The following is a 21,568-nucleotide window of genomic DNA, read 5'->3' on the forward strand; positions in this document are numbered from 1 at the left end:
CGCAACGCCTATCGCATTTCCATGCGAACGGAATATGTGTTCGCGGAGAAAATGCATCAGCCGGCGCCAACCGAGGCAAAGAAATGTTCGGGTCCATCGACCTCGATCAGCTTCTTGCCCTCGATCACCCAGAACCGGTTGGCCACCGTGCGCACGAACTGGCGGTCGTGCGACACCAGCAGGCAGCTGGCCCGCTGCTCCATCAGTTCGTCCTCCAGCGCCTCCTGGCCCTCGATGTCGAGGTGGTTGGTCGGCTCGTCGAGCAGATAGAAGTTCGGCTGGGTGAGCCGAAGCACCAGCATGCCGAGACGGGCCTTCTGCCCGCCCGATAGCCGCCCGATCGGACGGCCGTGCATCTCGATCGAGAGCCCGGCACCGGCAAGCAGGCCACGCGCCCGCTGATCGCCGACCGCAAAGCGCCGCGTCAGCATGCGCATCGGCGTGTCGCTATCGGCGAGATCGGCCAGCGCCTGGTCGCAATAGCCAAGCACCAGCGACTCGGTGGCCCTGATCTCCGCGGCTGCCGCCTCCGCGTCCTCGATCGCCAGCCGCAACGCCGCGACGAACCGGGTCTTGCCCGCGCCGTTCGGCCCGAGCAGGGCGATCCGATCGCCCTTGCAGATGAACTGCTGGCCGGTCCTGAACAGCGGCCGGCCGTCCGGGGTGCCGATCGCGGCGTTGTTCAACCTGATCAGAACCTTGGCATGGGTGTCGCGCTTGGCGAGCCGGATCGTGCCGGCCGAGCGTTCCACATGCGCCGGTTTCGCGGTCTCCTCCAGTCTCTCGGCACGTTGCTTCAATTGCCTGGTCTTCGACAACAGAAGGTCGCTGCCGGAATTGATGCCGAGGTTGTTGAGCTTGGCGGCCTGCTGCCGGAGTTGCCGGACGGCCTTCATGTCGCGCTGAAAGCGCCGCTCGTCCGAGGCATCGAATTCGTCGAGCGCCGCGCGCGCCGCGGTGTATGGCAACGAGAACAGCTGCGACCGTTCCGGGCGCAGGAACAGCGTCCGGTTGGTGGTCGCATCGAGGAAGGCACGGTCGTGGCTTGCGATCACCACCGGCATCTCGCGCGGCAGCGCGTTCAACCAGCCCTCAAGCCGGCCGATCTTGGCGAGGTCGAGATGGTTGGTCGGCTCGTCGAGCAGCAGCACATCGGGCTCGGTCACCAGCACACGTGCGAGCAGCGCAAGCCGTAACCAACCGCCGCTCAGTTGCTTGAGCGGTCGCGCCCACAGTTCCTCCGGCACCTCCAGCGATTGCAAGGCGACGTCGACCCGCCAGCCCTCGCTGGCGCGCTGCTCGCCGGGTAGTGCCTCGAGCACGGCCGCATGGAACGGGGTATCGAGCAGCCTCGGCGGCGCATCCTGCTCGACATGGCCGACGGTCAGGCCACGCGCGCGGGTGATGTCGCCTTCATTGGGCTCCATGCTGCCTGCGATACAGCGCAGCAGCGTGGATTTGCCGCGGCCGTTGGCGGCGACGAAGCCGATCCGGTCGCCGGCATTGACGACAAAATTCAGTTCGGAAAACAGCGGCGCGTTCAGCGTCACGCCGAGATTGCGTACATTGATGAGGGTCACGATCAGTTCTCTGGTCTTGCCGGCAATCACGACATCCCGCGGCGTCCAGCCAGCATCGGATGCGCGTGTCGAAGCGCGGCGAGGGATTCAAATGCAGGCGCGAACGCTCAAAGGTTCGACGCCGCACGGCCACGAAGGGCAGACCAGGAAGAGATTTTGTCCGAGTTTCCGGTCAGCCCTGCAAACGCATTTGCAGGGCGTTGACGGGGCCACGCTTGAGGTGGGGATCGGTGAATCTCGCCACGACGCAGCCCTCCTTTCTCGGCTGAAATGATGTGGTGGGCCGAGATTTAGCCGGACGCGCAACAGATGGCAAGGCAGCCGCCGGGCCGCTTCGGCGGTTCAGGCCGATTCAACCGGCCCTGCGCACGGTTTCGGCGAGCAGGTCGCCGCCGACCAGCGCGGCAAATTGACCGATCGGGGCGGGCCGACCGATCAGATAGCCCTGCACCGCGTCGCAGCCTTCTTCGGAGAGGAAGCTGAGCTGCGCTTCGGTCTCGACGCCTTCGGCGACGATCGACATTTCGAGGCCGTGACCGAGATCGATGACCGCGCGGACGATCGCGGCCGATTGCGGATTGCGGCCGAGATTGATGACGAAAGCGCGGTCGATCTTGATCTTGTCGAACGGAAACGCCTGCAGATAGCTCAGCGAGGAATAGCCGCTGCCGAAATCATCCATCGAGATGCGCACGCCGAGCGCCTTCAGCCGCCGCAGCAGCGACAGGCCGCGGTCGAAATCCTCGATCAGCACGCCCTCGGTGATTTCAAGCTCGAGGCGATCGGGCGTCAGCCCGGTCTCGAGCAGGATCGAATGCACGAGGCCGACGAGGTCGCCATGGGTGAACTGCGCCGGCGACAGGTTCACGGCGACCTGCATCGGCACCGCCCAGGAGGCGGCCTCACGGCAGGCTTCGCGTAAAATCCATTCGCCCATCTCGACGATCAGGCCGCTTTCTTCCGCGAGCGGAATGAAGTCACTGGGCGGCACGAAGCCGCGTACCGGATGGTGCCAGCGCGCCAGCGCCTCGAAGCCGATGATCTGGCTGTCCGCAACGCTCGCGCCGGTGGCCGCCTGCGGCTGGTAGTAGAGCGACAATTCGCCGTTCTTGATCGCGACCGACAGTTCCTGATGCAGCACGCGGCGATCGCGGATCTGCTGGTCCATCTCCGGCTCGAAGATCGAGATCGTGCCGCGCGACTTGGCCTTGGCGCGGAACAGCGCCGCGCCCGAATTGGCCAGCAGCGAGGCCGCGTCGGATCCGTTGTGCGGGAACACCGCGATGCCGGTGGTGAGGCCGGTGCGCACCGATTTGCCGTCGATCGCGAAATCCTCACCCAACGCCTCGGCGGCCTGCTCGGCCAGCGCAATGCCGGCGGCCGGCTGCTGGCCGTCGATGATGAGGCCGAATTCGTCGCCGGACAGCCGCGCAACCACGCCGCCGCGCGCCACGGTCTGCAAGCGCTGCGCGACTTCGATCAGCACCTTGTCGCCCATCGCATGGCCGTAGACGTCGTTGATCTCCTTCAGCCCATCGAGGTCGACGCAGAGCACGGCGAACTCCTCGTCGGTGCCGTCGCAGGCCTCGATCATCTGGGTCAGCGCCTGCAGGAAGGCGGCGCGGTTCGGCAGATCGGTCAGGCCGTCATGATAGGCCATGTGCGCCATGCGCGACTCGGTCTGGCGCCGGTCGGTGACGTCCTCATGGGTCTTGATCAGATATTGCGGCTCGCCATGGTCGTCGAGCACGGTCATGCGGCGGGTCAGGAACAGCCGCAGGCCGTCCTTGGTCGAGATCGGGTGCTCCTCGGCGATCATGCTGCGCTTCCGGATCGCAGCCTCGTCGCGGGCGACGATCAGCTTGGCTTCGCGCGCATTGAAGATGTCGGAAGCGGTGAGCCCGGCGGCGTCCTCGCGGCGGCGGTTGAGGATCGTCTCGGCGCTGCGGTTCGCCAGCAGGTAGCGGCCGTCGCTGACGCGCTGCACGATCAGCGAGACCGGGATGTTGTCGACCACAAGCTCGAGGAATTTCCTGTTGTTCTCGAGCTCGCGTGACAGCGAACGGCGGTCGGTGACGTCCTCGAACAGCGCGATCAGGAATTCCGGATCGCCGGCCTCGTTGCGGGCGATCACGCGGTTCGACGCCAGGATGCGCTTCTCCGAGCCGCGCTCGACGAAGAATTCGCTGCGGTGATAACCTTCCGGCGCGTCCAGCGCGGCGCGGTCGGCGGTGTCGATGCTGACGGCGGTCTCGGGACGGAAGATCTCGTCGGCGCGCTTGCCCACGATGTGATCGCGCGAGAAGCGCGAGAAGCGCTCGAACGCGCGATTGGCAAAGATGTAGCGGCCGTCCTCGATGTTCTTGGCCGCGACGCAGACCGGGACGTTGTCGAGCACGGATTCGAGGAATTGCGTGGTCGAGGCGAGCTTGCGCGACAGCTTGCGCTGGTCGGTGCAATCGAGATGGGTCGCGACCGAGCCGCCGTTCGGCAGCGGAAAATATTTCACCAGCACCGATCGGCCGCCGGGCAGTTCGGTGACCAGCCCATCGGGCGCTGCGGCCCTGGCGAAGAAATCCTCGGCGCTGATGTCGAGCACGCCGCGGTCGCGGCGCAGCTCCAACAGCTCGGTGCCGGTCATGTTGCGCCTGATGTCGGCGCGCGACAGGCCGTAGATGTCGAGATAGCGGTCGTTGCAGAACACGATGCGCTCACGCGCATCGGTCATCACCACGCCCTGGTTCAGATGGTTGAGGGCGGACGACACGAAGGCGTTGCGCCGCAATTGCGCGCGCTTGGCCTTGCGCAGGGCCGAAAGGATCCACAGCCCGACCGCGCCGAGGAAGGACGCAACCACCACGCTGCCGATCAGGAGCTCCCAGACCACGCCGGGATCGAGGTCACCAAGATAGGTCGACGGGGCGAAGGCGGCGGAGGCGGCCCGGGCTGCACCGACCGGCACGACGGCCGCGATCAGGCAAAGGACGGCCCTTGCCGGAATCGAATTCTTCCCGCCCGCCTGCCACTTCCTGCCAGCCATCAATCACCCGCGGATTACCGGGGCGAGTGTCCGGCTCTGGCGGTTTGGATCGGGTAAACGCGCAGGGATGCAACCTGGAAATGCCACTTAATGTACGGCAATTGCCCTGACGTGATTAATGCTGCCCTAACAGAGCATGGCTCCCCAACTATTTGAGATGGCCCAAGCACTTGCCTAATAAGCACTTGCCCAAAACGATGGGATCGGCTGAACGATGTTGGCGGCAACGGCGTGGCTGCGCGGAAATGTTCGGACCTGAAGGACGAGATGGACAGGGTTGATTGCGTGATCGTCGGTGCGGGGGTGATCGGCCTCGCGGTGGCGCGCCGGCTGGCACAGGCCGGCCGCGAAGTGATTGTGATCGAGGAGGCCGAGGGGATCGGCACCGTCACCTCGTCGCGAAACAGCGAGGTGATCCACGCCGGCATCTACTATCGGGCCGGCAGCCTGATGGCGCGGATGTGCGTCAGCGGCAAGCGGGCGCTTTATCGCTACTGCGCCGAGCACGGCATCCCGCACAGGAATTGCGGCAAGCTGATCGTCGCCACCACGGCCAAAGAGACCGAAAAACTGCAGTCGATCCGGGCCCATGCCGAGGCCAACGGCGTCGACGACATGCAGCTCCTGTCCGGCGAGGCGGCGCGCGCGCTGGAGCCGGCGCTGAACTGCGACGCGGCGCTGCTGTCGCCCTCTACCGGGATCATCGACAGCCATGCCTACATGCTGGCGCTGCGCGGCGACGCCGAAGCGGCCGGAGCTGCATTCGCCTTCCATACGCCGCTGCTCCACGCCAGGGCCACGGCCAACGGGTTCGAGATCGAGGCCGGCGGCGCGGCGCCCATGACGCTGGCCTGCGATCTCCTGGTCAATGCCGCCGGCCTCGGCGCAACGGCGGTTGCGCGCAACGTCGAGGGCATGCCGATCGAGTTGATTCCAACGGCCTATTTGGCCAAGGGCAATTACTTCAGCTGCAGCGCCAGGGCGCCGTTCTCGCACCTGATCTATCCGGTGCCGGAGCCCGGCGGGCTCGGCGTGCACCTGACGCTCGACATGGCCGGACAGGCGAGGTTCGGCCCCGACGTCGAATGGATCGATCACATCGATTACGCCGTCGACCCTGATCGGGCCGAGCGGTTCTATCCGGCGATCCGGAAATACTGGCCGACCCTGCCCGACGGGGCGCTGATGCCGAGCTATTCGGGAATCCGGCCCAAGATCGTGCCGCCGGCGGTCGCCACCCAGGATTTCCTGATCCAGGGACCGGCCGATCACGGCGTCGCGGGCCTGATCAACCTGTTCGGGATCGAATCGCCTGGACTGACGTCGTCGCTCGCGGTCGCCGACCATGTCGGCGAGCTGGCAGAGCTCTGAGCAAATGCAGCATTGCCTCCCCGAGGGATGCGCGCCGCGGCGTTCATCCCTCGGTAAAGGCCAGATTATTTGCAAATTTGCGGAGGAACCGGCTTAGTGGACCGTGTCGTCGGCGGAAAGTCTCAACCGCTCGATTTGGTCCTTGACCATCAACTTGCGGCGCTTGAGCTCGCAAATGTGGAGATCGTCTACGGAGGGGTGAACGAGTGCTTCGTGCAGTTCGTTCTCGAGTATTTTGTGCTTACGCTCCAGCTCAACGAGATGGGCCTGTATTGCCATTGCGAACACTCCTCGGTGCGTTAAACCTCAGGTTCGATCCGGACCAATAATTCTACACGAGTGGGCGATGCTGTCGATAGGGGACGCGAAATGCCGCACGGACTCATTTCGGTTTATCTGTAACTAATCGTGACTATGGAACCGGTTCGGCTTGCGCCGGGCGCGCTCAGGGAGGATATTCCGGCGAGCGGCTGCTTCGGCCGCAACAACCTCGTCGTGCTTACCAGTCAATACACAACCATGAACGATCAGGATGAGCGCGAACTCCTCGCCGAGCTTGCGCGTCTGCAACAAGAGCACCGCGACCTCGATGCCGCGATCGACGCGCTGCATCAATCGCCGGCGCCGGATCTCTTGATGCTGCAACGCCTGAAGAAGCGGAAGCTGCAATTGCGCGACCGCATCGCCTTCATCGAAGATCAGATCACGCCCGACATCATCGCCTGACGCCCGCCTCGGCGGTTCGGCGGCCCACTGGTTCAGGTCCGGCGGCGGTTTTCCCCGTCATCCACAGCGCCCGACTGGCTTCACGTTCGCGGCAACGGACGCGGGCGCACTTTTCGGCGCTTGACTCCAAAAGAACAAAATAAGAACATGCCAATCCAGCTGCCAGCCATCAGAGGGAGTTTCGCCATGTCCGCACCGCCCGCCCTGCCCGACAACAGCCGCTACGAGCAGGCCTGCGATCAGGCGATCGCGATGTGCGACGGCAACCTGCGCAGCACCATCAAGGCGCTGATCATGGCCAACGAATATCTCGAAGCCGAGCTCGAGGAATTGCAGGCCGCGATCGCGGCCGGCTGCGTGCCGGCGCGAACCCATGCGGCGAGCGACGCCGCCTGATCTTCAGGGAGCACAGCAATGGCTGACGTGACCTATTACGTGGCGCTGCCTTTCATGCAGGACGACGACGGCACGCCGGTCGCCGGCAGTGCCGAGGAATGCCAGAGCCCGGCGATCGCACTGCGCCGGGCCGAGACGATGTCGCGGATGCCCGGCAGCATCGGCGCCGTCGCGTTCAGCCGCACCGGCGATCCCGCGATCGGCGAATTCGGCGATGCCAAGCTGCTGCGGGCCTACGGCAATGTGCCGGAGGATCTGAGCGCGCTGTAATTTTCAGGATTCATGGCGGCGCTGCGCCTTGCGCACATACATCGCACGATCGGCTTCATCGAGCACGCGATCGGCATCCGAATGCGCTGTGAGGATCGCAACGCCTGCTGAGGCGCCCGCGGAGATCGTGCTGCCACGAAACACGAAAGTCAGGCGGTCGATCGCCTCTTCCAGCGCGGCCGCCTTGGCGCGGGCATCGGTCTCGCTGAGATTCCACAACAGCACTGCGAACTCGTCGCCACCGAGACGGCCGATCACGTCGGAGGCGCGCACCTGGTCCGATATCGCGGCGACGATCGTCTTCAGCACCTCGTCACCTGCCGCGTGCCCGAACGCATCGTTGATCGGCTTGAGGCGATCGACGTCGAGCACGATCAGCGCGCCGGAGGCCTGATAACGCTTGATGAAGGAGAGCGAACGGACGAGCTCGCGCTCGAAGCCGCGCCGGTTCAGGATGTCGAGCAGGAAGTCGGTCTCGGCGGAGGCCTGCAGCTCCTCGATCCGGGCCTGGGCCCGCGCCAGCTGCGCCCGCAACCTGCGGATCGTGGATTTGTCGCCGGACGCGACCGCGCCTCGCATGGAAGCTTCGGTTCCAGCCGCTTTGGTTCCAGTCCCCTTTGTTGCCGTCCTGCCGGGTACGGATTTGCGCGCGGCGGGCGCGCCTTTTCGTCGTTTTGCCGCCCCCGAGGCCGCCGCCGTCGTCTTCTTCTTCATGCGCATCCTTGTTGAGGCCTGCTTATGAAGGCTTGCCGGGATTCACCAAGACAGGATAGTCCATTCTAACTCCCTTGCCACGCCTTGGATGACGCCCGGGCCGCCCCTATAATCGGCCTATGCTTTTGGATTCCTGAACAGAATTGAAGAGATGACCGCTCCGATCGCCATCATCATGGGAAGCCAGTCCGACTGGGAAACCATGCGCCATGCTGCCGACACCCTGGCCGCGCTGGGTGTTGCCTGCGAAACGCGCATCGTTTCGGCGCACCGCACCCCCGACCGGCTCTATGCCTTTGCCAAGGGCGCCAAGGCGGCCGGGCACAAGGTGATTATTGCCGGCGCCGGCGGTGCCGCGCATTTGCCGGGCATGACGGCCGCGCTGACGGAGCTTCCGGTGTTCGGGGTTCCCGTCGAATCGAAGGCGCTGTCCGGGGTCGATTCGCTCTATTCGATCGTGCAGATGCCGGCCGGCATCCCGGTCGGAACGCTCGCGATCGGCAAGCCCGGCGCGATCAATGCCGCGTTGCTCGCGGCGAGCGTCCTCGCGCTCGACGATCCCGCTCTATCGGCCCGCCTTGCGGCCTGGCGCAAGCAGCAGAGCGATGCGGTCAAGGACCAGCCGGAGGGCACGGCGTGACGGCTTCGAACCTCGTGAAGCTGAAGCCGGGCGACACCATTGGAATCCTCGGCGGCGGACAATTGGGCCGGATGCTGGTGCTTGCCGCCGCGCGCCTCGGGCTCCGCTGCCAGGTGTTTTCACCCGATCCGGACTCGCCGGCCTTCGACGTGGTGCAGAACGCGACTTGCGCGGAATATGCCGACGTCGAGGCGCTCGAGCTGTTCGCCAACGACGTCGACGTCGTCACCTATGAATTCGAGAATGTGCCGGCTGCGACCGCGATGGTGCTCGCCGCGCGCCGTCCGGTCCTGCCCGCACAGAAGATCCTCGAGACCACGCAGGACCGGCTGATCGAGAAGGATTTCGTCAGCAAGCTCGGGATCGGCACCGCCGATTATGCCGACGTCTCATCGGTCGCCACGCTGCGCGCAGCGATCGAGCGGATCGGCCTGCCTGCCGTGATCAAGACCCGCCGCTTCGGCTATGACGGCAAGGGCCAGGCCATCATCCGGGCCGGCGACGACCTCGAGCAGGTCTGGCAGGACCTCGGCACCAAATCGGCCATCCTCGAGGCCTTTGTGCCGTTCGAGCGCGAGATCTCGGTGATCACGGCGCGCTCGGCTTCCGGCGAGGTCGAGTGCTTCGACGTCACCGAGAACGAGCACCGCGACCACATCTTGAAAACTTCCCGCGCGCCGGCCGCGATCTCCGACGAGCTTGCGGCGCAGGCGCGGGCGATCGCCGAAAAGATCGCCGCGGCGCTCGACTATGTCGGCGTGCTCGCGGTCGAGATGTTCGTGGTGCCCGGTAACGGCGCAGCGACGGTGCTGGTCAACGAGATCGCGCCGCGCGTGCACAATTCCGGCCACTGGACGCTCGATGGCGCCTCGATCTCACAGTTCGAGCAGCACATCCGTGCGATCGCCGGCTGGCCGCTGGGCAAGCCGGTGCGCCACGGCGACGTCACCATGACCAACCTGATCGGCGACGACATCCTGAGCTATGAGCAATGGCTCACCGTTCCCGGCGCCACGGTGCATCTGTACGGCAAGGGCACGCCGCGCCCTGGCCGCAAGATGGGGCACGTCACCGAAGTGACGCCGGCCCGCAAGCCGTAATTAATTCCACACCGGCGGCCGCCTTCGACTCATCGATGGAAATAGGATCGTGGCGGCCACGATCCCATTAGAGCATCGGCTCTGATTGAATCAGAACCGATGCTCTAGTTTGTGCTTTGACGCGTTTTCTTCACGCGAACCGGCGTCCACTTCGCTCGAACACGCTCTAAAGCGCGATGAGATCAGGTTGAATCGTCATCGCGCTTTAGCTCCTTGTTTGAGCATGATCTCTTCGGAAAACCGCTTCGCACTTTTCCGGATCATGCTTTAGCCGATCACGCAGTCTTGACGCCGGCGACGATGCCGGTCGGCTCGTCGCTGAGCCAGCGATAGATCACGCCGCCGAGCGCGCCGCCGATCAGGGGCGCGACCCAGAACATCCAGAGCTGCCCCAGCGCCCAGCCGCCGACGAACAGAGCCGGCCCGGTGCTGCGCGCCGGGTTCACCGAGGTGTTGGTGACGGGAATGCTGACCAGATGGATCATCACCAACGCGAGGCCGATGGCGAGCGGCGCGAAGCCGGCGGGCGCCTTGCCGTGGGTCGATCCCATGATGATGAACAGGAACATCATGGTCATCACCACTTCGGTGATGAAGCACACCACCATGCTGTAGTGGCCCGGTGAGTGCGCGTCATAGCCGTTGGAGGCGAAGCCCTTGGTCACATCGAAGCCGGGCGCGCCGCTGGCGATCACATAGAGCAGCCAGGCCGCGATGATCGCGCCAGCGACCTGCGCGATGATATAGGGCAGCACCTGGCCGCCGGGGAAACGCCCGCCCGCGGCGAGTCCGACCGTCACGGCCGGATTGAGGTGGCAACCCGAGATATGGCCGATCGCATAGGCCATGGTCACCACACTGAGCCCGAAGGCCAATGACACGCCGACCAGGCCGATCCCGACCTGCGGAAAGCCGGCCGCGATCACCGCGCTGCCGCAGCCAGCGAATGTGAGCCAGAAAGTACCGATCAGTTCGGCCGCGTATTTCTTCATGTCCATGTGGCATCTCCCCTATTTCCAATGTCCGGGTTATCTGAAACTCCGGGAGCGGCCCCGATCCTGGCGCCAAACCACCCAAATCAGGGCCGCACGAAGGCATTTTCGCCCCATTTCGTGGCTTTACTAGGCCCTAAAGTCACTCGACCGGTGGACATCTGCGCGTTTGTCTGATACATGCGCGCGCCTAGGGTTAAGAGGCAGGCCTTTTGCCGCCCCTTTACCTCGCCAGAATTCCGAACCGATCAATTCAAAAGAGGATGCCGCGTGCAGGTTCTCGTCCGCGATAACAATGTCGACCAAGCCCTGAAGGCGCTGAAGAAGAAGATGCAGCGCGAGGGCATTTTCCGCGAGATGAAGCTCCGCGGTCACTACGAAAAGCCCTCTGAGAAGAAGGCTCGTGAAAAGGCCGAAGCCGTGCGCCGCGCACGCAAGCTGGCGCGCAAGAAGCTGCAGCGCGAAGGCCTGCTGCCGATGAAGCCGAAGCCGGTGTTCGGCGCTGGTCCCGGTGGCGACCGTGGCGGCCGTCCCGGTGGTGCAGGCGCCGGTCGCGGACCGCGCTGAACCGTTTTGCCGATATGGAAGTCTAACAGCGCGGGCCACGGGCCCGCGTTGTTGTTTTGAAGCCAGCCGTGTTCCGGGGTACCCATGCAAAACGACCGGCAAGAGCACTTTGCATGATGGCCGTTCCGGCGCTCCGCTCCCCGCTCCCAGAAGCTGCGCACAGCCGTCGTGCGGCGCACCTCGTCATCATGGCCGTGGTTCTCGGCCTGCCGCTCGGGGGCTGCTCCTTCGACCTGGGATCATGGGGCTCGGACGACAAGCCGAAACAGGCTGCCGCTGCCGACAAGCCTGCCGCCGACACCATCACCCCACAGGACATCAACCGCGCCAAGGATCACGCCACGCGCGGCCAGGTGCTGGCGCATTCCGGCAAGGTCGATGAGGCGCAGGCGGAATTCGAGCAGGCGCTGACCGCCGACCCTTACAACATCCAGGCGCTGTACGGCCGTGGCCTGATCTATCAGGGCCGCGGACAACATCAGCAGGCGATCGACGATTTCACGGCGGCGAGCGGGCTGTCGCCGCAAAAGGCCGAGCCGTTGGTCGGCCGCGCCACCAGCTACCTCGCGCTCGACAAGGCCAAGCAGGCCGCCTCCGATCTCGACGAGGCCGTGCAGGCCGATCCCAACAATGTTGCGGCGTGGAGCGCGCGCGGCCAGGCCTATGAGCGGCTCGGCGACAGGGCCAAGGCGGCGGCGTCCTACAATCGCGCGCTCGCGCTGCGGCCAAATGACGGAAGCGCGCGCAGCGGGCTGGCGCGCACCGGCGGCTAGCGCGCTTTCAAACGAGCGGTTACCGATCCGCTCGAAGCAGATGCGTCGAGAACGATAGATCAGGGCTGCGCGTTACTTCGGCAGGACGGCGTGGAACATCGACTTCATGCCCGAGAACATGTCGTCGGTCACCGACGTGCGCTCGTTCTTCGGCGCCGGCATCGCAGCGTCGGCACGCAGGTCGAGCGGGGCCTGCAGCACCGGGACCGGAATGTCGGCCGGCGGCGTCAGCCGGTTCGAATCCTGCGCATTGGCGGCATAGGGCGGACGCGGCTGCGCCGCTTGATCGGCATTGTCGCTGGACGGGTTCGACACCATGATCGGCGGCGGCAACGGCCGGATCGCCGGGGCTGCCGCCGGACGCTGCTGGTCAGGCAGGCGGGCGAGATCGGTGCTGCGAGCGTCCTGGGAGCGCACAGCGTCCTGGGAACGCACAGCGTCCTGGGAACGCCCAGCGTCCTGCGGACGCTCCTTGCGCAGCCGCTCGATGGCGGCGCGCGCAAGATCGTTGGCATCGCGGGCTTCCTCCGGCGCGACGGCGGACTCGACCGGCGCCGCGGCGGGCGCAGCCTTCGCGACCGCCTTCGGCGCTGCCGGATGATGGCGCGAGTCGGCCGGGATGCTGGCCGTCTCGGCCGGCGCATCAGTTTTGGTGTCGGCAGATTTGGTGTCAGCCGATTTGGGATCGGCGGGCTTCTCGGTGACGGTGGCCTTCTCCGACGCCGACCGCTCGATCAGGGTGCGCTCGGACATGCCCTTGGCCTTCACGCCGGCTTCCGGGAGGCTGCTGACCACGGTGGACTTTTCGGCGGGCTTGGCGGCGGCTTTCGGATCCGCCTTGGGATCCGCGGCGGCGGTCACGGCTGTGGCATCCGGCGCTTGCGGCTTGGCCACGATGTAATGATTGACGATGTACGCCCCGATGATGGTCGCTGCCACCGAGGGTAAGATGTCCATCACGAATTTCTTCAGGTAACTCAGCATGACCTGCCACTCCCCACCCCGTTATTTCATGCTGGAACTTTGAGGCACATTCAGGGATCAACTGCGACGGATCGGTGGCAAACCCCCGTTCCGACGTCACCTTTGGTGTCACTTTGGTTTCAGCGGAGGCGCCCCCTGCGTAGGCCGCATCCGCCCTCTAGATCATCGTGCAGCCGTTAACGGCTCATGAATTTCCACAGCTCCGCGGACTCGGACCTGCCATTCGGCACGCGCAGGGTTCCTTGCAGGGTTTTTGTACCGCGTCAGGGCTTGAGTTCGACCTCGAGGAACACGATCTCGCTGGCCGTCTCGTTAAGGACGTCGTGCTGGACCCCGGCCTTGCGGAAATAGGACCTGCCGGCCCCGAGCTGCGCCTTCGAGCGCTCGCCGTTCGGCGCCACGATCGTCATCTCGCCTGCCGTGATCGGAACGATGACGTAGTCCATCTCATGGGTGTGGTGGCCGGTGGCGCTGCCCGGCGCGAGCCGCCATTCGGTCACGCGGACCTCCGCCGTGTCCACCTGAACATCCGATTTGGCGCTGAGCATCGTCATTTCTCCACGAAAGCGTTTTCAAGCGAAGTGGATACCGGTTCGCGTGAAGAAAACGCGTCAAAACAATAATCTAGAGCCCCGTTTCGATTCAATCGGAACGATAAAGGCTCTAGGGCACGAAAACCATGAACACGAACACGGCGAACACCACCATGTGAACGAGCCCGAACAGGATGTTGGTGCGGCCGGTTCCGAAGGTGAGCAGGCTGACCATGAAGGTGAGCAGCAGGATCAGCATATCCTGGTTGCTGAGCCCGAGCACCAGCTGCTTGTCCAGCGCATAGGCGGCAACCGCCACCGCGGGAACCGTGAGCCCGATGGTGGCGATCGAGGAGCCGAGCGCGAGGTTGATGCTCTTCTGCAGGTCGTTCTTGCGCGCCGCCGACACCGCGGCAACGCTCTCCGGCAGCAGGATCAGCGCCGCCACCACCAGACCGGCAAAGGCCGGCGGCGCGCCGATCTTGACGGTGACGACATCGACCACCAGCGAGAATTTCTTGGCCAGCAGCACCACCGCCAGCAGCGAAACCAGCAGCAGGGCGACGCTGATCGCCGTCATCCGGTCCGACATCACCTCGCCATGCGCTGCCGCCTCATTGGCGCCGCTGACGAAGTAATCGCGGTGGCGGATGGTCTGGGTGTAGAGGAACACCGCATAAAGCAGCAGGGTCACGACGCTGATCACGGCGAGCTGGGCCGTGGAGTAGACCGGGCCGGGCGCCGTGAACGTGAAATTGGGCATCGCAAGCGTGATGGTCGCGAGCACGAACAGCACGCTGAGGTAGAGGTTCGCTCCGGTGATCTGGAAATCCTGCTCGCGGTAGCGGATGCCGCCGATGAAGATGCAGAGCCCGACCAGGCCGTTGCAGACGATCATCACCACTGCAAACACGGTATCGCGCGCCAGGGTCGGCGCCGGCGTGTCGCCCAGCATGATGGTCGAGATCAGCGCGACCTCGATGACGGTCACCGCCAGCGTCAGGAGCAGCGTGCCGAACGGCTCGCCGATCCGCTCGGCAATCATCTCGGCGTGATGGACGGCCGCGAACACGGTACCGAACAGAATCACCAGCAGCACAATTGCGAAGACCCAGCCGGGGGCCGACGGCGCGAAGCTGTAACCGGTGGCCGTGACCGCCGCAAACAACAGCACCGCCAGAGCGGGATATAGCCAGGCCGACCGTGGCATCGGTCCGTGTGCGCTCATCGTGGGGTCCCCTCGCTTCCGGTGATGCGATTATGCGATAGACAATCGCCCCCGTCAGCCTCTTGCGGCGTCGATAAACGGCCGCGCCGTCCCCATCGCACCGAAATCGTCGAGATTATCGTGCCCGCCACCGGGCAGTCGCACAAACTGCTTGGGCTCATGGGCGAGGCTGAACAGGCGCTCGCCGAAACGGATCGGGATCACCGGATCGTCGGTGCCATGCATGATCAGGAGCGGCGCCGTGACGCCGGTGATTCGTCGGTCGGAGTGGAATTGATCGCGCATCAGCAGGCTGGCCGGCACATACCAGAAAAGCACGCCGGCGACGTCAACCGCCGAGGTATAGGGTGCCTCCAGGATCAGTCTGCCGATGGGGTGTTCTGCGGCGAGCGCGACCGCAACGCCGGTGCCAAGGGAGAATCCCCACGCCACGATCTGCTCGGCGCGGTAGCGCGCGGTGGTGAACGCGTAGGCGGCCGCGGCGTCCTGCAGCAGCCCCTGCTCGCTTGGCGATCCGCTCGAGCCGGCGTAGCCCCGGTAGGACAACGCCACCAGCCCGGTGCCGTCGGCCGTGATGGCCTTGAAGCGCGCCACGCGGCCGGCAAGGAAATCGCCATTGCCCGGAAAGAACAGCACGACCGGCCGGCCCGGCTTCGCCGGCACGTGCCAGACGATGACCTTCTCGCCGTCCGCAGTGGTCAGCACCTGTTCTTCCGCTTCGGGAAGTCCTGCGGCCGCCGGCGCGGTCCGTCCCACCGGCGGAATCGGAAACAGCATCTCGCGCTGCTTGACGTACAGCACCGCGAGGCCACCGAGATAGACGACCGCGGCGACGATCAGCAGCCATTTCAGGATCGTCATAACCACGCGCAAATCCCGCCTGCCGCTCTAGATTTCCGCTCTAGATTTAGTGTGTCGGATGATGCGAGGCCCCGTTGCTACTTTGCATGGGGTTGTTTTCGCAGTTTTTGGTCCCGGCCTTGGTCTTTGGTGGCCGCCGAGAGTGGCCCGCGCCTGGAATTGAGCAGCATTTCGACCTCGAGCCTGATGCTGTCGGGAACGGGCCGGCAAGCGCAGACATTCGCATGCGTCACATGCCACTCGATGCGCTGCTCGCGCGTGGCGAGGAGCGGCATGCGATGGTCTCGATCCCACTCCCGGTTCAGCACCATACGCCGCGTGCCTTACATCGCCTTGACGATGTTCTCGGTGACCTTCTTGGCGTCGCCGAGCAGCATCATGGTGTTGTCGCGGTAGAACAGCGGGTTGTCGATGCCGGCATAGCCGGAGGCCAGCGAGCGCTTGATGAACATCACGGTGCCGGCCTTCCAGACCTGCAGCACCGGCATGCCGTAGATCGGCGAGGTCTTGTCCTCTTCCGCCGCCGGGTTGGTGACGTCGTTGGCGCCGATCACAAAGGCGATGTCGGCCTGGGCGAACTCCGAGTTGATGTCCTCGAGCTCGAACACCTCGTCATAGGGCACGTTGGCTTCGGCCAGCAGCACGTTCATGTGGCCGGGCATGCGGCCGGCCACCGGGTGAATGGCGTACTTCACCTCGACGCCTTCCTTCTTCAGGATATCCCCCATCTCGCGCAGCGCGTGCTGGGCCTGCGCCACCGCCATGCCGTAGCCGGGCACGATGATGACCTTGGAGGCGTTCTTCATGATGAAGGCCGCATCATCCGCCGAGCCGAGTTTGGCCGGCTTCTGCTCGCCCGAGCCGCCGCCGGCCGCCGCGGTCTCGCCGCCGAAGCCGCCGAGGATCACCGAGATGAACGAGCGGTTCATCGCGTGGCACATGATGTAGGACAGGATCGCGCCCGACGAGCCGACCAGCGCGCCGGTGATGATCAGCGCCGAGTTGCCGAGCGTGAAGCCGATGCCGGCCGCGGCCCAGCCGGAGTACGAGTTCAGCATCGAGATCACGACCGGCATGTCGGCGCCGCCGATCGGGATGATCATCAAGACGCCGAGCGCCAGCGCGATGATGGTGATCAGCCAGAAGTCGAGCGCGCTGCCACTCATCACGAGGCCGACGATGAAGAACACCAGCGCCAGGGCGAGCACGATGTTGATGACGTGGCGGAACGGCAGGATGATCGGCGCGCCGCTCATCCGCGCCGACAGCTTCAGGAACGCGATCACCGAGCCGGTGAAGGTCAGGGCGCCGATCGCAACGCCGAGCGACATCTCGACCAGGCTCTGCGGATGGATGTTGCCGGGCGCGCCGATATCGAACGCCTCGGGGGCGTAGAACGCGCCGGCGGCGACCAGCACCGCGGCCATGCCAACCAGCGAGTGGAACGCGGCGACGAGCTCCGGCATCGAGGTCATCGGCACCCGGCGCGCGATCACGGCGCCGATGCTGCCGCCGATCGCGATCGCGACGATCACCAGGAGCCAGGCGATGCCGTCGGCCGGCGGATGGCTCGCCAGCGTGGTGGCGACCGCGATCGCCATGCCGATCATGCCGAAGAAATTGCCCTGGCGCGACGATGCCGGGCTCGACAGGCCGCGCAGCGACAGGATGAACAGCACCCCCGCCACGAGATACAGAACAGCAGCCAGATTGGCGTTCATCTCAGGTCCCCCTTTGTCTTCGTCACCCCGAGGTGCACGCCGCTCACTTGGCTTTCTTCTTGTACATCGCCAGCATGCGCTGGGTGACCAGGAAGCCGCCGAAGATGTTCACGCAGGCGAAGATCAGCGCCACGAAGCCGAAGCCGCGGGCCCAGCCCGATCCGCTCGACACCATGCCGACGCCGACCGCGAGCAGCGCGCCGACCACGATCACCGAGGAGATCGCGTTGGTCACGCTCATCAGCGGGGTATGCAGCGCGGGGGTCACCGACCACACCACGAAGTAGCCGACGAACACGGCAAGAACGAAGATCGACAGCCGGAACACGAACGGATCGACGGCCTGCGCGAGATGCTCCATGGCTTCTCTCCTTACTTCGGCTGGAAGTTGGGATGGATGACGGCGCCGTCTTTGGTCAGCGCGGTGGCCTTCACCAGCTCGTCGTCCCAATTGACCGCGAGCGCCTTGCTGGCCTTGTCGACCATCGTCTCGATGAACGAGAACAGATTGCGCGCGTAGAGGCTCGAGGCCGAGGCGGCGACCCGGCCGGCGACATTGGTGTAGCCGACGATCTTGATGCCGTCGGTCTCGACCACCTCGCCGGGCCTCGCGCCCTCGACATTGCCGCCGCGCTCGACCGCGAGATCGACCAGCACCGAACCCGGCTTCATCGACTTCACCATTTCGCCCGAGACGAGCTTCGGCGCCGGACGGCCGGGGATCAGGGCGGTGGTGATCACGATGTCCTGCTTCTTGATGTGCTCGGCGGTCAGCGCGGCCTGCTTGGCCTGATACTCTTTCGACATCTCCTTGGCGTAGCCGCCGGCGGTCTGCGCGTTCTTGAACTCCTCGTCCTCGACGGCGAGGAACTTGGCGCCCAAGCTCTCCACCTGCTCCTTGGTGGCGGGCCGTACGTCGGTCGCGGTGACGACGGCCCCGAGCCGCCGCGCGGTCGCGATCGCCTGCAGGCCGGCGACGCCGACGCCCATCACGAACACTTTCGCGGCCGGAATGGTGCCGGCGGCGGTCATCATCATCGGGAAGGCCCGGCCGAACGCTTCGGCGCCCTCGATCACCGCCCGGTAGCCGGCGAGATTGGCCTGCGAGGACAGCACGTCCATCACCTGGGCGCGGGTGATGCGCGGCATCAATTCCATCGCAAACGCCGACACGCCGGCATCGGCCATCGCCTTCAGCGCGGCCTCGTTGCCGTAGGGATCCATGATCGCGATGACCAGCGCGCCGCGCTTGTACTTCGCCAGCTCGGAGGCCTCCGGCCGCTTCACCTTGATGATGATGTCGGCATCCTTGAGCGCGTCGGCGCTAACGGTGGCGCCGGCCGCGACAAGCTCCGAATCGGGCAGCCCCGACTTGACGCCCGCGCCCGGCTCGACCGCGACCTCGGCGCCGAGCGCCTTGAACTTCTTGATGGTATCGGGCGAAACCGCAACCCGCGGCTCCGACGCATCGATTTCCTTGGCAACGGCGATCTTCATGGGCCCTCCGGCGGCGCGAGCGGCGCACGCGTCTTCAAACTAGCGTTATTTTCGCCAGATTGGGTACCCGGTTTTTCCATCCGGGTTTCGACAGGAATTCCGGCACCGCCGCGGGACGGCGATGCCGCTAGCCGATCAGGGATCAGACCAGGAAATAGGCCATCAGGGCGAGGAGGATGGCGACGCTGATGGTGCCGTATTTGACCAGCAGAATAAACCCTTCATAGGTCTGCTCATGCGCCACGTAATCGTTGCCGTCGGCGGTCGTATAGGCCACTTCGCTATGATCTGCCATCGCTGTCCCCAGTCAGAAATTCGCGTTCTGCGAGCCATTACCGCAAACAGGTTGGCAGGGCAACGGCGCGGTCCCGATCGGGCGATTTGAACCGCAAATCGTCCCCGATTCACCCCTCGAGCGACGGCCCTGCGGCCGCCCCTCGGGCAGGATTGATCTCCCAAACGCGGGCGTCACGGGACGATCATGCCGCGAGGCGCAAAAAACGCTGCGCAAATCTGACCCGAGCCAGCCGGCAGGCCGATGGTCGTCAGCCCATCGTCTCCAGTTCGTCGATCATGCCGGCGATGACGGACAGGCCGCCGTCCCAGAATTTCGGGTCCTTGGCGTCGAGCCCGAACGGCCGCAGCAGCTCGGAGTAATGCTTGGTGCCACCTGCGGCGAGCATGTCGAGATAGCGCTCGGCGAAACCTTCGGATGCGTGCTCGTAGACCGCATAGAGCGAGTTCACCAGGCAATCGCCGAACGCATAGGCGTAGACGTAGAACGGTGAGTGGATGAAGTGCGGGATGTACATCCAGAACGTCTCGTAGCCCGGCTTGATCTCGATCGCGGGCCCCAGGCTCTCGCCCTGCACGCTGAGCCACAGCTCGCCGATCCGCGCGGCGGTGAGCTCGCCATTCTTGCGCTCGGTATGAACCGCACGCTCGAATGAATAGAACGCGATCTGCCGCACCACGGTGTTGATCATGTCCTCGACCTTGCCCGCGAGCAGCGCCTGGCGCTGCTTTGCGTTCTTGGTCTGGGACAACAGCCGCTTGAAGGTCAGCATCTCGCCGAACACGCTCGCGGTCTCCGCCAGCGTCAAAGGCGTCGGCGCCATCAGCGCGCCGTTCTTCGCCGCCAGCACCTGATGGACGCCATGGCCGAGCTCATGCGCCAGCGTCATCACGTCGCGCGGCTTGCCCTGATAATTCATCAGCACATAGGGATGCGCCGACGGCGTGGTCGGATGCGAGAACGCACCGGGCGCCTTGCCGGGACGAACCGGCGCATCGATCCAGCGATCGCTGAAGAAGCGCTCCGCGATTTCCGCCATCTTGGGCGAGAAGCCGTTATAGGCCGACAGCACCATGTTGCGCGCCTCGGGCCAGGCGATGGTGCCGGTCGCCGCGAACGGCAGCGGCGCGTTGCGATCCCAGTGCGGCAGCTTCTTCTTTTTGAACCAGCCGGCCTTCAACGCGTAGTAGCGGTGCGACAGCTTCGGATAGGCCGCGCGCACCGAGGCGACCAGCGCATCGACCACCTCGCGCTCGACCCGGTTGTTGAGATGGCGGGAATCCGCGACATCCTGGAAGCCACGCCAGCGGTCGGAGATTTCCTTGTCCTTGGCCAGCGTGTTGGTGATCAGCGCGAAGGTGCGCTCATTGTCCTTGAAGGTCTTGGCGAGCGCCTGCGCCGCCGACTTGCGCTTGTCGCCGGCCTTGTCCTGCAACAGGTTGAGCGTCGGCTCGATCGCGAGCTCCTTGCCCGCGACCTTGAAGCGCAGGCCGGAGATGGTCTGGTCGAACAGCCGGTTCCAGGCCGCGTAGCCGCTCTGCGCCTTTTCGTGGAAGAGCTGCTCGACGCGGTCCTCGAGCTGGTACGGCTTGTCCTTGCGCAGATCCTCGATCCACGGCCGGTAGTGGCCGAGCGTGGGTTCGGCCATCGCGCGCTCGATCACATCATCGTCAACCCGATTGAGCTCGAGCGCGAAGAACAGGAGATGCACCGACGCGGCAGTCAGCCGCTCGGAGACGTCGCCGTAGAACTTCGAGATCGCGGGATCGACGCTGTCGCCGGCATGGACGAGGCCGGCATAAGAGCCGAGACGGCCAGCCAGATCGTCGATCGCCTCATAGCGGCGGATCGCCCCGGCAAGCCACTTTCCACCGCCTTCCTTGCCGGTATTTTCGGCAAGCTTGCCCTTGTAGTCGGTCTCAAACGCGACGCAATCTGCATCCATTTTCTGCAAATCGCGTGCGACTTCCGGCGCGTCGATACCGGAGTAGAGATCTGCCAGATTCCATTCCGGAAGCTTGCCGGTCTTGCCGGCCGCCTGTTTCGCCGCCGGGCTGGCTGCGGCCGGTTTGCGTTGCGCGGCCGTCTTGCGCAGCGCGGCTTCCTTGCGGAGAGCGGCCTTGCTGAGAGCAGACTTTCCGAGAGCAGACTTGCCGGAAGCAGACTTGGGGGAGGCAGTTTTGGAGCGCGAGGTCATCTCGTTCGTAACCTTACTTCAGTCGGAAAGATGTCGGCGGCGGCGGAATGAAAGCGGGTTTGCAAGGTTTAAGAGTGCGTTAA

The 21,568-nt window shown here is 65.0% G+C and carries 24 protein-coding genes; 9 read left to right on the top strand and 15 right to left on the bottom strand.

Annotated features, from left to right (window positions below; genetic code table 11):
• Positions 1-56: 56 nt before the first annotated feature.
• Both AC066Y_RS00190 and AC066Y_RS00195 read right to left on the bottom strand, forming a co-directional pair.
• Positions 57-1,580 carry an ABC-F family ATP-binding cassette domain-containing protein gene (locus AC066Y_RS00190; protein ID WP_478272149.1) on the bottom strand — a complete coding sequence of 508 codons (1,524 nt, stop codon included), beginning with the start codon at positions 1,578-1,580 and terminating at the stop codon, positions 57-59.
• Between the two features lie 352 nt (positions 1,581-1,932).
• Complete coding sequence (locus AC066Y_RS00195; protein ID WP_478272150.1) at positions 1,933-4,620, bottom strand: sensor domain-containing protein; 2,688 nt, start codon at positions 4,618-4,620, stop codon at positions 1,933-1,935.
• Between the two features lie 231 nt (positions 4,621-4,851).
• Here AC066Y_RS00195 and AC066Y_RS00200 point away from each other — a divergent pair, with 231 nt between their 5' ends.
• Positions 4,852-5,991, top strand: coding sequence for an NAD(P)/FAD-dependent oxidoreductase (locus tag AC066Y_RS00200; protein ID WP_478272151.1), 1,140 nt, complete (start codon positions 4,852-4,854; stop codon positions 5,989-5,991).
• Between the two features lie 93 nt (positions 5,992-6,084).
• Here the strand turns inward: AC066Y_RS00200 and AC066Y_RS00205 are convergent, their stop codons facing one another.
• On the bottom strand, positions 6,085-6,270 hold the full coding sequence (locus AC066Y_RS00205; protein ID WP_050422666.1) for a YdcH family protein: 186 nt from the start codon (positions 6,268-6,270) through the stop codon (positions 6,085-6,087).
• A gap of 240 nt (positions 6,271-6,510) precedes the next feature.
• Here AC066Y_RS00205 and AC066Y_RS00210 point away from each other — a divergent pair, with 240 nt between their 5' ends.
• The 3 genes from AC066Y_RS00210 to AC066Y_RS00220 all read left to right on the top strand — a co-directional run bounded on the left by AC066Y_RS00210 (position 6,511) and on the right by AC066Y_RS00220 (position 7,383).
• Complete coding sequence (locus AC066Y_RS00210; protein ID WP_024583705.1) at positions 6,511-6,717, top strand: YdcH family protein; 207 nt, start codon at positions 6,511-6,513, stop codon at positions 6,715-6,717.
• A gap of 186 nt (positions 6,718-6,903) precedes the next feature.
• On the top strand, positions 6,904-7,113 hold the full coding sequence (locus AC066Y_RS00215) for a hypothetical protein (protein WP_478272152.1): 210 nt from the start codon (positions 6,904-6,906) through the stop codon (positions 7,111-7,113).
• A gap of 18 nt (positions 7,114-7,131) precedes the next feature.
• Positions 7,132-7,383, top strand: coding sequence for a hypothetical protein (locus AC066Y_RS00220; protein ID WP_478272153.1), 252 nt, complete (start codon positions 7,132-7,134; stop codon positions 7,381-7,383).
• A gap of 3 nt (positions 7,384-7,386) precedes the next feature.
• Here the strand turns inward: AC066Y_RS00220 and AC066Y_RS00225 are convergent, their stop codons facing one another.
• Entirely contained in the window at positions 7,387-7,962 is a 576-nt protein-coding gene (locus AC066Y_RS00225) for a GGDEF domain-containing protein (RefSeq protein WP_478272154.1), read from the bottom strand.
• Here AC066Y_RS00225 and AC066Y_RS00230 point away from each other — a divergent pair.
• From AC066Y_RS00230 to AC066Y_RS00240, 3 genes are all read left to right on the top strand, one after another.
• On the top strand, positions 7,961-8,125 hold the full coding sequence (locus AC066Y_RS00230; RefSeq protein ID WP_478272155.1) for a hypothetical protein: 165 nt from the start codon (positions 7,961-7,963) through the stop codon (positions 8,123-8,125). The genes AC066Y_RS00225 and AC066Y_RS00230 overlap by 2 nt on opposite strands.
• A gap of 123 nt (positions 8,126-8,248) precedes the next feature.
• Positions 8,249-8,737 (top strand): 5-(carboxyamino)imidazole ribonucleotide mutase, encoded by a 489-nt coding sequence (purE, locus tag AC066Y_RS00235; protein WP_478272156.1) that lies wholly within the window; start codon positions 8,249-8,251, stop codon positions 8,735-8,737.
• Positions 8,734-9,837, top strand: coding sequence for a 5-(carboxyamino)imidazole ribonucleotide synthase (locus tag AC066Y_RS00240; RefSeq protein WP_478272157.1), 1,104 nt, complete (start codon positions 8,734-8,736; stop codon positions 9,835-9,837). The genes purE and AC066Y_RS00240 overlap by 4 nt, the downstream gene beginning before the upstream one ends.
• A gap of 275 nt (positions 9,838-10,112) precedes the next feature.
• Here the strand turns inward: AC066Y_RS00240 and aqpZ are convergent, their stop codons facing one another.
• Entirely contained in the window at positions 10,113-10,835 is a 723-nt protein-coding gene (aqpZ, locus tag AC066Y_RS00245; protein ID WP_092123506.1) for an aquaporin Z, read from the bottom strand.
• A 264-nt stretch (positions 10,836-11,099) separates the two neighbouring features.
• On the opposite strand from aqpZ, the gene rpsU reads away from it, so the two are divergent.
• Both rpsU and AC066Y_RS00255 read left to right on the top strand, forming a co-directional pair.
• The gene (rpsU, locus tag AC066Y_RS00250) at positions 11,100-11,396 is read left to right on the top strand and encodes a 30S ribosomal protein S21 (protein WP_021078544.1); all 297 of its coding nucleotides are present in this window, start codon (positions 11,100-11,102) and stop codon (positions 11,394-11,396) included.
• A 113-nt stretch (positions 11,397-11,509) separates the two neighbouring features.
• Positions 11,510-12,169, top strand: coding sequence for a tetratricopeptide repeat protein (locus tag AC066Y_RS00255; protein ID WP_478272158.1), 660 nt, complete (start codon positions 11,510-11,512; stop codon positions 12,167-12,169).
• Positions 12,170-12,241: 72 nt separating this feature from the next.
• Here AC066Y_RS00255 and AC066Y_RS00260 read toward each other — a convergent pair whose 3' ends face one another.
• The 10 genes from AC066Y_RS00260 to AC066Y_RS00305 form a co-directional block, all read right to left on the bottom strand.
• On the bottom strand, positions 12,242-13,153 hold the full coding sequence (locus AC066Y_RS00260) for a hypothetical protein (RefSeq protein ID WP_478272159.1): 912 nt from the start codon (positions 13,151-13,153) through the stop codon (positions 12,242-12,244).
• 263 nt (positions 13,154-13,416) lie between these two features.
• Positions 13,417-13,701: a cupin domain-containing protein gene (locus AC066Y_RS00265; protein WP_092123500.1), complete on the bottom strand. Its 285-nt coding sequence runs from the start codon at positions 13,699-13,701 to the stop codon at positions 13,417-13,419.
• A gap of 115 nt (positions 13,702-13,816) precedes the next feature.
• Entirely contained in the window at positions 13,817-14,914 is a 1,098-nt protein-coding gene (locus AC066Y_RS00270; protein ID WP_478272160.1) for a calcium:cation antiporter, read from the bottom strand.
• Between the two features lie 54 nt (positions 14,915-14,968).
• Complete coding sequence (locus tag AC066Y_RS00275; RefSeq protein WP_478272559.1) at positions 14,969-15,775, bottom strand: alpha/beta hydrolase; 807 nt, start codon at positions 15,773-15,775, stop codon at positions 14,969-14,971.
• A 77-nt stretch (positions 15,776-15,852) separates the two neighbouring features.
• Complete coding sequence (locus AC066Y_RS00280; protein ID WP_478272161.1) at positions 15,853-16,050, bottom strand: hypothetical protein; 198 nt, start codon at positions 16,048-16,050, stop codon at positions 15,853-15,855.
• A 48-nt stretch (positions 16,051-16,098) separates the two neighbouring features.
• On the bottom strand, positions 16,099-17,496 hold the full coding sequence (locus AC066Y_RS00285) for an NAD(P)(+) transhydrogenase (Re/Si-specific) subunit beta (protein WP_478272162.1): 1,398 nt from the start codon (positions 17,494-17,496) through the stop codon (positions 16,099-16,101).
• Between the two features lie 43 nt (positions 17,497-17,539).
• Positions 17,540-17,857 carry a proton-translocating transhydrogenase family protein gene (locus tag AC066Y_RS00290; RefSeq protein WP_016841609.1) on the bottom strand — a complete coding sequence of 106 codons (318 nt, stop codon included), beginning with the start codon at positions 17,855-17,857 and terminating at the stop codon, positions 17,540-17,542.
• Between the two features lie 11 nt (positions 17,858-17,868).
• A complete protein-coding gene (locus AC066Y_RS00295) occupies positions 17,869-18,993 on the bottom strand; it encodes a Re/Si-specific NAD(P)(+) transhydrogenase subunit alpha (RefSeq protein WP_342713340.1) in 1,125 nt (374 codons plus the stop codon).
• A 142-nt stretch (positions 18,994-19,135) separates the two neighbouring features.
• Positions 19,136-19,288 carry an aa3-type cytochrome c oxidase subunit IV gene (locus AC066Y_RS00300; RefSeq protein WP_456758977.1) on the bottom strand — a complete coding sequence of 51 codons (153 nt, stop codon included), beginning with the start codon at positions 19,286-19,288 and terminating at the stop codon, positions 19,136-19,138.
• Between the two features lie 250 nt (positions 19,289-19,538).
• A complete protein-coding gene (locus tag AC066Y_RS00305) occupies positions 19,539-21,485 on the bottom strand; it encodes a M3 family oligoendopeptidase (RefSeq protein WP_478272163.1) in 1,947 nt (648 codons plus the stop codon).
• Between the last annotated feature and the right edge of the window lie 83 nt (positions 21,486-21,568).

This window comes from Bradyrhizobium sp. USDA3010, from assembly GCF_056429065.1.